Below are 12,364 nucleotides of genomic sequence, written 5' to 3'. Positions count from 1 at the left end.
TGCGGGCTTTCTGTACAGGATGACCACCCCCAGTGGCGAGAAGAGGCGGGCTGTCGTGGCGATCGATCATCTGGACGGGCGGATCATCGTGCTGCTGGCGCGGGAGCCGCGGATCGGGGTGCTGGAGATGTCCCGGCGGCTGGGGGTGGCCCGCGGGACCGTGCAGGCGCGACTGGACCGGCTTCAGTCGAACGGAGTCATCCGCGGGTTCGGTCCCGAGGTCGATCCGGCGGCACTCGGGTATCCGGTCACCGCCTTCGCGACCCTGCAGATCCGGCAGGGGCAAGGGGCCGACGTACGGGCGCACTTGGCGACCGTGCCGGAGGTGCTGGAGCTGCACACGACCACCGGGACCGGGGACATGCTGTGCCGCCTCGTGGCGCGCTCCAACGCCGATCTTCAGCGTGTGATCGACCGCGTTGTCGGTTTCGATGGGATCGTCCGGGCCTCCACGGCGATCGTGATGGAGAACCCCGTTCCGCTGCGGACCATCCCGTTGGTGGAGCAGGCGGCGGAGGACCGGGCGCACAGCTAGCCCGCGACCTGGTGGGGTGAGTCCGAGTGAATTTCTGGGAGTACCTGGGCAACCGTCACCAGCAGCTGCTCACCGACGCCTACCAGCACGCCAGCGCCGTCTTCCAGTGCATGGTCGTGGCGACCCTGCTCGGGGTGCTGATCGGCGTGGCCACGTACCGCAGCGAGTGGGCCGGCAATTTCGCCACGCTGACCACCGCGGGCATCCTGACCATTCCGTCGCTCGCCATGATCGGTCTGCTCATTCCGATCGTGGGGCTGGGCGTGCCGCCCACGGTGATCACGCTGACGCTGTACGGCCTGCTGCCGATCGTGCGCAACTCGATCGTCGGGCTGCGCGGCGTCGATCCGTCCCTGGTGGAGGCGGCCCGGGGCATCGGCATGTCCCGGCTCACCCAGCTGCTGAAGGTGGAGCTGCCGCTCGCCTGGCCGCCGATCCTGACCGGGATCCGGGTCGCGACGCAGATGCTGATGGGCATCGCGGCGATCGCGGCGTACGCCTCAGGACCCGGCCTCGGCAATGTGATCTTCCGCGGGCTCGCGTCGCTGGGCAGCGCGAACGCGCTCAACCAGGTCCTCGCGGGCACGGTCGGGATCATCATCCTGGCGCTGCTGTTCGACGCCGCGTACGTCCTGATCGGACGGCTGACCATCCCCAGGGGGATCCGTGTCTGAGCACGAGTCCGACAGCGGCCACCACGGAGCCTCCATCGAGCTGGAGAACCTGACCAAGCGTTATCCCGGCAGCCCGCAGCCGGCCGTGGACAGCGTGAACATGGAGATCAAGGCGGGTGAGGTGGTCATCCTCGTCGGCCCCTCCGGGTGCGGGAAGTCCACGACGCTCAAGATGATCAACCGGCTGATCGAGCCGACCGGCGGCCGTATCCGCATCGGCGGCGAGGACGTCACCGACATCGATCCGGTGAAGCTGCGCCGCAAGGTCGGTTACGCCATCCAGTCCGCCGGCCTGTTCCCGCACATGACGGTCGCGCAGAACATCGGCCTCGTACCGAAGATGATCGGCTGGTCGAAGACGCGGATCGGCTCGCGCATCGAGGAGCTGCTCGACCTCGTCGGGCTCGACCCGGGCGAGTTCCACGGCCGCTATCCGCGCCAGCTCTCCGGCGGGCAGCAGCAGCGCGTGGGCGTGGCACGGGCGCTGGCCGCCGATCCGCCGGTGCTGCTGATGGACGAGCCGTTCGGCGCGGTCGACCCGATCACCCGTGATCACCTTCAGGACGAGCTGATCAGGCTGCAGCACGAGCTGCACAAGACGATCGTCTTCGTCACGCACGACTTCGACGAGGCGATCAAGATCGGTGACCGGATCGCCGTTCTGCGCGAACAGTCGCACATCGCTCAGTTCGACACCCCGGAGGCGATCCTCACCAACCCCGCCGACGACTTCGTGTCCGGGTTCGTCGGAGCCGGTGCGGCGCTGAAGCGGCTGAACCTGACCCGGGTACGGGACGTGGAGATCACCGACTATCCGACGGTGACCTTCGACGACCCGCTCCAGGAGATCTTCAACCGGCTGCGCTCCAGCGGCACCAACGAGATCCTGCTGCTCGACAAGCGCGGCCGGCCCTACAAGTGGCTGCGGCGCGGGGACCTGATGCGGGCCAGGGGTTCGCTCGCGCGGGCCGGGACGCTGGTGACCGACACGGTGACACGGGACGCCACGCTGCGGGACGCCCTGGAGGCCGTCCTCACCGACAACGCGGGACGGGTGGTGGTGACCGGGCGGCGCGGCGAGTACACGGGCGTCGTCGACATGGAGACGCTGATCAACTCCGTGCACGAGCTGCTGGAGGCGGACCGGCTGGAGGCGCTGGAGGCCCAGCACGAGTTGGAGGGTTCCCGGGCCGGGCGGACGCACGCCGAGCAGGAGGGCGACGGAGGGGAGCAGAAGGCGTGAGCACTCCCGAGACCCCGAGGCCGTCCCGGGTGCAGGAGACGTCCGAACCCGGCGAGGCGCCCGGAACCGCTGCGCCCGACCGCGACGAGCTCGACGGGAACGACGAGACCAGCACGCCCGTCGCCACGAAGCGCCCGGCCCGGAAGCTGAGTTGGCAGCGGCTCACCATCGTGCCGGCGATGCTGGTGGTGCTGCTGCTCGCCACCTGGCTGTGGTTCCAGCAGGCCGACCTCGACCCGGTCTCCGAGAACGCGCTGTCGAACGGTCAGGTCTCGCAGGCCCTGTGGGAGCAGGTCGAACTCACCGCGATCTCCACCTTCTTCGTGCTGATCATCGCGATCCCGCTGGGGATCCTGCTCACCCGGCGGGCGTTCAGGAAGGCGACACCGGTGGCCATGGCCCTCGCCAACATGGGCCAGGCGACCCCCGCGATCGGTCTTCTCGCCCTGCTGGTGATCTGGCTGGGCATCGGCCGGAAGGCTGCCCTGATCGGCATGATCGCCTACGCCGTCCTGCCCGTGCTGTCCAACACGATCGCCGGCCTCAAGGCGAACGACCCGACCCTGCTGGAGGCGGCGCGCGGTATCGGCATGTCCGCGACGGGGGTGCTGACGCGGGTGGAGCTGCCGCTGGCGGTCCCGCTGATCCTGGCGGGCGTGCGCACGGCCCTGGTCCTCAACGTCGGTACGGCGACCCTGGCGGTCTTCGGCGGAGGCGGCGGGCTGGGCGTGCTGATCACGGCCGGCATCACCAACCAGCGCATGCCAGTCCTGGTCCTCGGCTCGATCCTCACGGTCGCCCTCGCCCTGCTGGTGGACTGGCTGGCATCGCTGGTGGAAGTGCTGCTGCGGCCGCGGGGGCTGGACCTATGAGGCGGCCAACCGTCCTGCTCGCGGCGGGGTTGCTGGTGACGGCCGCCGGGTGCGGCCTGACCAGCGGCTCCCCCATGGTCGACGACGTACGGCCCGGAAGCATCGGACGGGGCGAGCCGCTGGAGGGCGCCGAACTGACGGTGACGTCGAAGTCGTTCACGGAGCAGCTCATCCTCGGCGCCATCATGGGCATCGCCTTCGAGGCGGCCGGCGCGGAGGTCCTCGACCGCACCGGCATCCAGGGCTCCATCGGCAGCCGCGAGGCGGTGCGCAAGGGCGACGCCGACGCCGGGTACGAGTACACGGGCACGGCCTGGATCACCTACCTGGGGCACAGCGAGCCCATCACCGACCCGCACGAGCAGTGGGAGGCGGTGCGCAAGGAGGACGCGAAGAACGGGCTGACCTGGCTCCCGCCGTCCGCGCTGGACAACACGTACGCCCTGGCGATGAACCAGGCGAACCACAAGAAGTACCGCACGAACGATCTCTCCGAGGTCGCCGCGCTGTCCAAGTCCGACCCCTCCGCGGTGACGCTGTGCGTGGAGGTCGAGTTCGCCAACCGGGCGGACGGGCTGCCGGGGATGCAGAAGGCGTACGGGATGAACGTACCGACGAAGAACATCACCCAGATGGACACCGGGATCATCTACACGCAGGCCGCGAAGGGAAATTGCACCTACGGCGAGGTCTACACGACCGACGGGCGCATCAAGTCCATGAACCTCGTGGTGATGGACGACAACAAACACTTCTTCCCCAACTACAACGCCGCCCCGGTGATCAACACCAAGACCCTCAAGGAATGGCCGGCCATCCCCGACGTCCTCGACCCGATCACCAAGAAGCTGAACAACACGGTCGCCCAGGACCTCAACGCGAAGGTGGACGTGGACGGGGAGGATCCGCATCAGGTGGCGTTGGACTGGATGAAGGCGGAGGGGTTCGTGAAGTGAGGAGCTGAGCTGCTCGACGCGCTACGCCGTGGACTCAGGGAGGGCCTGCGCCTCGCAACCCCGCCGCAGCCGGCCGTCGTCGCCGGCTAGCAGCTCGGTACGGTCCCCTTGCCCGACTCCAGGGCCTCCAGCGCGCCCACGGCCCCCTTCAGCGTCGTCACCGGCACCAGCCGCAACCCCTTCGGCAGTTCCGCCTTCGCGTCGCCGCACTCGGCCTTCGGTACCAGGAAGACCGTCGCCCCGTCCCGCTTGGCGGCCTGGGTCTTCAGGGAGACTCCGCCGACCGCTCCGACCTTGCCCGCCGCGTCGATCGTGCCCGTGCCGGCGATGCTGCGGCCGCCCGTGAGGTCGCCGCCCTCGCCGTTGCCGTTCAGCTTGTCGATGATGCCGAGGGAGAAGAGGAGACCGGCGCTCGGGCCGCCCACGTCCGCGAGGGTGAGGGTGACCTTGATGTTCTTGTCGTCGAGGTCCAGGTAGTTCAGGGCTGCCTCGGTCGCGGCGTCCTGGGACTCCTTCATCTGCTCGGTGTTGTACTGCTCGATCTCCCGGGTGCTCTGCCCGCTCGGGTAGACCGAGTCGCGCGGCATGACCGCCTTCTCCGTGCTGAACCAGGCGTCGATCACGTCGCCGAACCGCACGTCCGTGTCGGGGGACGTCGCCTCGATGGTCGTCATGCGCAGCTGGCCGCTCGTGTCACGGGTCGGCGCCCCGGAGATCGTGATCACCGGTTCGCCCTTGTTGTCGCCCAGCACGTTCGCCGTCAGACCGGGCTGCGTCAGCGAGAACGGCAGCGGCGCGAAGGCGGCCGTGGCGAGCAGGGCCACGACCGGCAGGGCGCAGACGGCGACGGCCCGGGGGCGCGTGAGACGAGAAAGCACGGGATCAATCTAACGTGGCGGCGGGTTCCGGCCAGGCGCAGGTCAAAGCTGCCGGGGTTTGCCCCGTTCGGGTCACGCGCAGGGCTCGTCAGGTGACGTACAGGTCGCGCCTGTCCTTCGTGAAACGCCGCAGTGTCTCCGGCACCGGCGCCACCCCGATGCCCGGCGACCGTGGCACCGGAAGGTGCCCGTCGACCAGCACGAACGGCTCCGTGATGTCCTCGGCGAAGTAGCGGCTGGACGCCGACGTGTCCCCGGGGAGCGTGCAGCCGGGCAGGGCCGCCAGCGCCAGGTTCGGGGCGCGGCCGATGCCCGTCTCCAGCATGCCGCCGCACCACACCGGCACCCCGTGCGCGTACGCCACGTCGTGCACGCGTCGCGCCTCCAGGTATCCCCCGACCCGCGCGGGCTTCACGTTCACGACCCGGCACGCGTCCATCGCGATCGCGGACGCGGTGTCGGCGGCGTTGTGCAGGGACTCGTCCAGGCAGACCGGGGTCGCGATGCGCTGCTGGAGGCGGGCGTGGGCGTACAGGTTGTTCTCCGCGAGCGGCTCCTCGATCAGCAGCAGCCCGAACTCGTCCAGCCGCCGCAGATGCTCGGCGTCCGCGAGCGTGTACGCGGTGTTGGCGTCGACCTGGAGCGGCAGGTCCGCTCCGAAGCGGTCGCGCACGGCTCGTACCGGCTCCAGATCCCAGCCCGGCTCGATCTTCAGTTTGATCCGGACGTACCCCTCGGCGAGATACCCCTCGACGTCGTCCAGCAACTCGGCGACCGTCGGCCTGATCCCGACCGACACCCCGGCCGGCACTCGCTCGCGCACCGACCCGAGATACGTGGCCAGCGGCATCCCGTACGACCGCAGCTCCGCGTCGAGGACGGCCGTCTCCAGCGCCGCCTTCGCCAGCTCGTGCCCCTTGATCCCCGCCAGCGCCGGGGCGAGGTGGGCCGCACCGAACACGGGCAGGGCGGCGACGCGCGGCAGCAGGAAGTCACGCAGGACGATCTCCGCGCCGGCCACGAACTCCGAGCAGTACAGCGGCTCGGGGTCGGCCGCGAACTCCGACCAGCCCTCGGCCGCGTCCGTGACGACGTGCAGCAGGAAGGTGTCCTTCGTCGTCATCGTGCCGAAGGACGTACGGAAGGGGCTGACCAGCGGGATCGCCACGTGGACGATCTCGACGCGTTCGAGTTTCACGAGGTGGCCTCCCGGCGGGTGAGCGTGTACCAGCCGTCCCGGGACATGTCCGTCGCCGTGAACCCGTCGGCGAAGGCCTTCGTGAACACCTCGCGCACGGCCCGCCGCCAGCCCAGCGCCAGCTCCGGGTCCGCGACCCGCAGCGCCACTATGTCGTCCGGTACGCGGCACCAGACATACCGGTCCTGAGGGTCCCGGCGCGCGAGCGGCCCGCCGTCGGGGGCCGTGTGGGTGGCGGGCGCGGCCTCGCGATCCGGGGTGCCGGGCCCGGCGTGGCCGGACTGCCCTTGCGGTGGCCCGATCAGGTTCCAGGTCACCTCCAGCCGGTCGCTCTCGTCGCCGTCGTTCACTCCGTCCGCCATGGGGCCGTAGAAGTCGACGAGGTAGCCGGTGCCGGTGGCGCCGAGTTTCACGAAGTTGAACCGGGCATTGCGGCCCACCAGCGGATCGAAGGTCCAGCGCATGGTGAGCGCCCCCAGCTCCACCGCCCAGGCCCGCTGCGCCCGCTTGATCTGCGGCCCGAGCCCCTGCTCGGCAGCGGCCAGCAGCGAGTACGTCTCGCGCGACGCCGGCGGGCCGAACACGGCGACACAGGCACCGACGAGCCGTTGTCCGTCGTACGCGGCGTGCACCGCCCCACCGGCGTGGGCGAGGCTGTTCAACGTCTCGGGCAGCAGGGGCGGTGCGGTGCGAGGCGTCTGCCATACGTCACTGAAGTAGTCGGCAACAGCGGTGAACCCGGCGGGGTCGTGGACGGTGCGGATGCTCAGTGAGGTCATGACACGAGTGTCGGAGGTGGTGCGGGGCCCTGCCTAGGGCACCCGCGCGTCAACGCAACGCCTCCGCCGCTCCCGCGCCACATCGGCGCAAGGCTCCCGCCGCCTCCCGCGCCGTATCAGCGCAACGCCTCCGCCACCTCCCGAGCCGCGTCCACGACCCGCGGCCCCACCCGCTCCGGCACCGCGTCGGCCAGCATCACCACGCCCACGCTGCCCTCGACGCCCGTCACGCCGATCAACGGCGCGGCAGCTCCGCTCGCTCCCGCCTCCAACTCCCCATGGGTCAGGGTGTATCCGGGCTCCTGCAGCGGCTGCTGCCGGGCGGAGAGTATGGCCCGGCCCGCGGCACCGCGGTCCAGCGGGTGCCGGAAACCGGCCCGGTAGGCCACGTGATAGTCGGTCCAGGTCGGCTCGACCACGGCAACGGCCAGCGCCTCCGTGCCGTCCACCAGCGTCAGGTGGGCCGTCGCCCCGATGTCCTCGGCCAGCGAACGCAGCGCGGGCAGCGCGGCCTCCCGTACCAGCGGATGCACCTGTCGGCCCAGACGCAGCACACCGAGCCCGACGCGGGCGCGACCGCCCAGGTCACGGCGTACCAGGGCGTGCTGTTCAAGCGTGGCGAGCAGCCGGTACACAACGGTCCGGTTCACGCCCAGTTTGTTGGAAAGCTCGGTGACGGTCAGCCCGTGGTCGGTGTCGGCCAGCAGCTTGAGGACGCGCAGTCCCCGGTCGAGCGTCTGAGAGGTCTCCGCGGTCACGACGCCCACTCCTTAGTGGTGAGGTCGGCAGCCCCCTCGCGGCGGATGCGTCACCGAGTCCCGTCAGTGACGCGCTTCAGAGGCCGCCGATCGGCCGGCGGCCCGGACTGACTGTCCGGACCGCGTCGCTTCACGGCTGCGCTCCGCGGCGGCGCTGCCACGGGGCGTGTGCGTAGCGGGACATTAGCGAAGCCGGTTCGCTGAGCGGAAGGCTCCGTCCAGAATCCGGGCAGCGGCCGGTACGGACCACTCCCGTTTGCCCGGATACGTACGGCGTACGGAGCCCTGCGCGCACTCCCCCGTACGCGCCCGGCGTCACCGCATCCGGGTGGCCCACTCCTGAACCTTGGCGATGCGCTGGCGCAGCTGACCGGCCGTGGCCTCGGCGCTCGGCGGCCCGCCGCACACGCGCCGCAGCTCGGTGTGGATCACCCCGTGCGGCTTGCCGCTCTGATGGACGTACGCGCTCACCATCGTGTTGAGCTGCTTGCGGAGCTCCATCATCTCCTTGTGCGAGACGACGGGCCGCCGCTCGGCGGGCAGCTCCAGCAGGTCGGCCTCGGCGTCCGGCTTCTTGCGGCTGTGCGCGATCTGCCGGGCCTGCCGCTTCTGGAGGAGCATCTGCACCTGGTCGGGTTCGAGCAGGCCGGGAATCCCGAGGTAGTCCTGCTCCTCCTCGCTCCCGGGATGGGCCTGCATGCCGAACTCGGCGCCGTCGTAGAGCACCCGGTCGAAGACGGCCTCGGACTCCAGCGCCTCGAAGGAGAACTGCTCCTGCTCGCCGGTGTCCTCGTCCTGCTCCTTGTTCGCCTCCTCCATCTCCTTCTCGGATTCGGCGTACGGGTCCTCCTCGCCCTCCTTCTTCGGCTTGTCGAGGGCGTGGTCGCGTTCGACCTCCATCTCGTTGGCGAAGGTGAGGAGGTCGGGGACCGTCGGCAGGAAGACGGAGGCGGTCTCGCCGCGCCGCCGGGACCGCACGAAACGGCCGACGGCCTGTGCGAAGAAGAGCGGGGTCGAGATGGTGGTGGCGTACACGCCGACGGCGAGCCGGGGCACGTCGACGCCCTCGGACACCATGCGTACGGCAACCATCCAGCGGTCGTTGTTGCCGCTGAAGTCGTCGATCCGCTTGGACGCCCCCGCGTCGTCGGAGAGGACGAGGGTCGCCTTGTTGCCGGTGATCTCCCGGATCAGCTTGGCGTAGGCGCGCGCGGAGTCCTGGTCGGAGGCGATGACGAGCGCACCGGCGTCCGGAATGGCCTTACGGACCTCCGTCAGCCGCTGGTCGGCGGCGCGCAGCACACTCGGCATCCACTCGCCGCGCGCATCCAGCGCCGTACGCCAGGCCTGGCTGATGGCGTCCTTCGTCATGGGTTCGCCGAGCCGCGCGGCGATCTCGTCGCCCGCCTTGGTGCGCCAGCGCATGTTGCCGCTGTAGGAGAGGAAGATGACCGGCCTCACCACGTGGTCGGCAAGGGCGTTGCCGTAGCCGTACGTGTAGTCGGCGGCCGACCGCCGGATTCCGTCGTTCCCCTCCTCGTACGTCACGAAGGGGATGGGGTTGGTGTCGGACCGGAACGGCGTACCGGTGAGGGCGAGCCGTCGCGTGGCGGGCTCGAAGGCCTCCAGGCAGGCCTCGCCCCAGGACTTGGAGTCACCGGCGTGGTGGATCTCGTCGAGGATGACGAGGGTCTTGCGCTGCTCGACCCGGTTGCGGTGGAGCATGGGCCGCACGCCGACACCCGCGTAGGTCACGGCGACGCCCTGATAGTCCTTGCCGAGCGGTCCGGCGCTGTACTCGGGATCGAGCTTGATGCCTATGCGCGCGGCCGCCTCCGCCCACTGCTTTTTCAGATGCTCGGTCGGCGCGACCACGGTGACCTGCTGCACGACATGGTGGTGCAGCAGCCAGGAGGCCAGCGTCAGCGCGAACGTCGTCTTCCCGGCGCCGGGAGTGGCGACCGCGAGGAAGTCACGCGGCTGCTCCTGGATGTACTTGTCCATCGCCCCCTGCTGCCAGGCACGCAGCTTGCTGGCGGTGCCCCAGGGGGCGCGGCCCGGGAAGGCGGGTGACAGGTGGTGGGAGTGAGAGGCAGAGCTGGAGCTGGCGGCGGTGGTAGTCACGGTCTCCGGGGACTGGGTCGGGCGGCTCGGCGTACGGGTGTTGGTGACTCGGCTACGTATGACAACCGGGCCACCCTACCGGCGGCCCGACCGTGTCCAGGGGCGAGCGGGGCCGGGTCACACGTGGGTGGGACCGACGTCACAACCGCCGCAGCCGCCCCGCGATCACGGCGATGTCTTCCTCGGCACCGGAGGCGACATCGATGACCAGGTCGTAGGCGGTGTCCTGGTCACAGCCCGCGAGGTCGGCGCCGTTGACACCGAGAAAGGTCGCGGCGGCGAGCCAGGCCGTGCGCTTGTTCCCGTCGACGAGCGGGTGGTTCGTCGCGATGGCGTGCAGCAGCGCGGCAGCCTGCTCATACAGGTCGTCGTAGGCCACGCTGCCGAACATGCGGGCGCGGGGGCGGTGCACGGCGGAGGCGAACAGCCCGGTCTCCCGGACCTCGGGGGCCCGCCCGCCGAAGGCGATCCGGGCGATCGCCGTGACCTCCGCGACCGTGAGGTGCCTGGTCATTCGCCGAGCCTCCGCAGCAGATCGGCATGGGCGTCGGCCAGCGACTCCGCCATGACCCGCACCGGCGACGACTCCCGCGCCAGCCGATGCCGTACGGCTTCCAGCGCGATGTCCTCGGGGACACGGCCCGTGGCATCCGCGAGGTCTTCGAGTTCCCGCCGGACGTCCGGCGGGAGGGAGAGGGTGAAGTCGTTCATGCGAGGACGATAGGGAGCGGGCCGTGGAGCGGGCGAGCGGTTTACGGCTCACGCCGCCGGGTCTCACCGCTCCCGCACCCGAGTGGTCACCCAAGCCCCCACCAACGCCACCCCCGCCATCGGCAGGAACACCGCCGCGAACGCCGCCGGATGCGACCCGGCGCCGGACGCCCCCGTGGCCGCATGGCTCACCGTGCCACCGCCCAGGGCGGCGAAGGCGGCGCCTCCCGCGGCCAGGAGCACGACGTTGGACAGGCCGTCGGAGATCTGGAGGGCTGCGGAGTTCGTACCGGCATCCTCGGGGGCGGACAGCTGGAGCAGCAGCACGCTCGTGGAGGAGATGACCAGCCCCATCCCGAAGCAGCCGAACGCCCATGCCACGGCGACGGTCCAGGCGGGCACGGACGCGATCAGCACGCTCGGCGCGGCGGCGATGGAGGCCGCCACCAGCACCATCCCCAGCGTCATCAGCCGGTCCCGGTACGGCTCCACCCGCGGCCGCGACTGCATCCACGAACCCAGCGCCCACGTCCCCCCGCCGGCCGCGAGCGAGAACCCGGCGAGCGTCGGCGACAGCCCTCTCTGGGTGACCAGCATCAACGGCACGAAGGACTCGGCCGCGATGAACGACCCCGCCGCGACCCCGCGCAGCAGCACCACGGACGGCAGCCCGCGCGCCGCCCGGTACGTGCCGCGCGGGAGCAGTCCGAGCACGGCCGGCACGAGCAGCGCGGCGCCCGCGACGCCGGGGACGAGGGAGAGCCACCGCAGGTCCTGGGCGGCGTACTGGAGCAGCCCCGCGCCGAGTGAGATGCCGAGGGCGAGCCGGATCCGGCGCCGGTCGAACGAGGTGCCGCGGGCGGAGGCGTCGACCGGTCCGCCCGCCCGCCGCCGTATCTGCGGCAGCGCGAGCGCGAGCGGAAACACGACGAGCACCGGAATCCCGACGAACACCCAGCGCCAGCCCAGCTGCTCGGTCACCGCCCCGGCGGCCAGTGGTCCCACGATCGACGGCACGACCCAGCTCGCCGCGAACGCCGCCATGATCGCCGGCCGCAACCGCTCGGGGTAGGCCCGCCCGACGACGACGTACAGCGCGACGATCACGAGCCCGCCGCCGAGCCCCTGCACGGCCCGCCCGAGGATGAACAGCCACATCGCCCCCGCCGTCCCGGCCAGCAGCAGCCCGGCCCCGAAGGAGGCGATCCCGGCGGTGAGCGCGCCGAGCGGCCCGCGCCGGTCCGACCACTGGCCCGCGAGCACCATCCCGAACAGGCTGGTGGTGAAGTACCCGGAGAACGCGAAGGCGTACAGCGACACCCCGTCCAGCTCCCGCGCCGCCACCGGCATGGCCGTCCCGACGGCGGTCGCCTCGAAGGCGATGAGCAGCACGACGGAGACGATCCCGATGCTCAGGGCCCGATAGTCCCGGCTCAGCACGGTTCCCTCGGACGCGGGGACCGGGGGGACATCGGATCTCTTCGCGACACCGGCGTCGCGCGGCTCGAGGGCAGTCATGTCCGCCAGCGTAAGGGCCACAACTGACATTGACCCCTGTCGGAAGGAGGCCCCGTCCCGGGACCTTGGTCGTACGACCGACGCCCGACCGACGCCGTTCATGAACGCGGTGTGGCAG

Annotated in this window: 13 protein-coding genes; 5 read left to right on the top strand and 8 right to left on the bottom strand. The window is 70.7% G+C overall.

Going from position 1 to position 12,364, the window contains the following annotated elements; all coding sequences use genetic code 11:
- The first annotated feature begins 55 nt into the window (after window positions 1–55).
- The 5 genes from ACZ7L5_RS25125 to ACZ7L5_RS25105 are packed head-to-tail and all read left to right on the top strand — an operon-like array spanning window position 56 to window position 4,280.
- Window positions 56–535, top strand: a complete 480-nt coding sequence (locus tag ACZ7L5_RS25125) for an Lrp/AsnC family transcriptional regulator (RefSeq protein WP_328884438.1) — start codon at window positions 56–58, stop codon at window positions 533–535.
- A gap of 26 nt (window positions 536–561) precedes the next feature.
- On the top strand, window positions 562–1,209 hold the full coding sequence (locus ACZ7L5_RS25120; RefSeq protein WP_328427358.1) for an ABC transporter permease: 648 nt from the start codon (window positions 562–564) through the stop codon (window positions 1,207–1,209).
- Window positions 1,202–2,452: a betaine/proline/choline family ABC transporter ATP-binding protein gene (locus ACZ7L5_RS25115; RefSeq protein ID WP_471518950.1), complete on the top strand. Its 1,251-nt coding sequence runs from the start codon at window positions 1,202–1,204 to the stop codon at window positions 2,450–2,452. The genes ACZ7L5_RS25120 and ACZ7L5_RS25115 overlap by 8 nt, the downstream gene beginning before the upstream one ends.
- Window positions 2,449–3,324, top strand: a complete 876-nt coding sequence (locus ACZ7L5_RS25110) for an ABC transporter permease (protein ID WP_471518948.1) — start codon at window positions 2,449–2,451, stop codon at window positions 3,322–3,324. The genes ACZ7L5_RS25115 and ACZ7L5_RS25110 overlap by 4 nt, the downstream gene beginning before the upstream one ends.
- The gene (locus ACZ7L5_RS25105; protein WP_471518945.1) at window positions 3,321–4,280 is read left to right on the top strand and encodes a glycine betaine ABC transporter substrate-binding protein; all 960 of its coding nucleotides are present in this window, start codon (window positions 3,321–3,323) and stop codon (window positions 4,278–4,280) included. Before ACZ7L5_RS25110 ends, ACZ7L5_RS25105 begins: the two co-directional genes overlap by 4 nt.
- 86 nt (window positions 4,281–4,366) lie before the next feature.
- Here the strand turns inward: ACZ7L5_RS25105 and ACZ7L5_RS25100 are convergent, their stop codons facing one another.
- The 8 genes from ACZ7L5_RS25100 to ACZ7L5_RS25065 all read right to left on the bottom strand — a co-directional run bounded on the left by ACZ7L5_RS25100 (window position 4,367) and on the right by ACZ7L5_RS25065 (window position 12,246).
- Window positions 4,367–5,158: a YlbL family protein gene (locus ACZ7L5_RS25100; RefSeq protein WP_328881345.1), complete on the bottom strand. Its 792-nt coding sequence runs from the start codon at window positions 5,156–5,158 to the stop codon at window positions 4,367–4,369.
- Window positions 5,159–5,246: 88 nt separating this feature from the next.
- Complete coding sequence (gene menC / locus ACZ7L5_RS25095) at window positions 5,247–6,356, bottom strand: o-succinylbenzoate synthase (RefSeq protein ID WP_471518943.1); 1,110 nt, start codon at window positions 6,354–6,356, stop codon at window positions 5,247–5,249.
- A complete protein-coding gene (locus tag ACZ7L5_RS25090) occupies window positions 6,353–7,135 on the bottom strand; it encodes a chorismate synthase (protein ID WP_471518941.1) in 783 nt (260 codons plus the stop codon). Before ACZ7L5_RS25090 ends, menC begins: the two co-directional genes overlap by 4 nt.
- Before the next feature lie 116 nt (window positions 7,136–7,251).
- A complete protein-coding gene (locus tag ACZ7L5_RS25085) occupies window positions 7,252–7,893 on the bottom strand; it encodes an IclR family transcriptional regulator (RefSeq protein ID WP_328881342.1) in 642 nt (213 codons plus the stop codon).
- A 315-nt stretch (window positions 7,894–8,208) separates the two neighbouring features.
- Window positions 8,209–10,017, bottom strand: a complete 1,809-nt coding sequence (locus tag ACZ7L5_RS25080) for a DEAD/DEAH box helicase (protein WP_328881341.1) — start codon at window positions 10,015–10,017, stop codon at window positions 8,209–8,211.
- 139 nt (window positions 10,018–10,156) lie between these two features.
- A complete protein-coding gene (locus ACZ7L5_RS25075; protein ID WP_471518938.1) occupies window positions 10,157–10,531 on the bottom strand; it encodes a type II toxin-antitoxin system death-on-curing family toxin in 375 nt (124 codons plus the stop codon).
- The gene (locus tag ACZ7L5_RS25070) at window positions 10,528–10,728 is read right to left on the bottom strand and encodes a ribbon-helix-helix domain-containing protein (RefSeq protein ID WP_471518936.1); all 201 of its coding nucleotides are present in this window, start codon (window positions 10,726–10,728) and stop codon (window positions 10,528–10,530) included. Before ACZ7L5_RS25070 ends, ACZ7L5_RS25075 begins: the two co-directional genes overlap by 4 nt.
- Window positions 10,729–10,791: 63 nt before the next feature.
- Window positions 10,792–12,246, bottom strand: a complete 1,455-nt coding sequence (locus ACZ7L5_RS25065; RefSeq protein WP_471518934.1) for an MFS transporter — start codon at window positions 12,244–12,246, stop codon at window positions 10,792–10,794.
- Window positions 12,247–12,364: the final 118 nt, after the last annotated feature.

This window comes from Streptomyces sp. NPDC107528, assembly GCF_055639295.1.
Note: the sequence above shows the minus strand (reverse complement) of the source record. Positions and strands in the feature narration are given on the sequence as shown.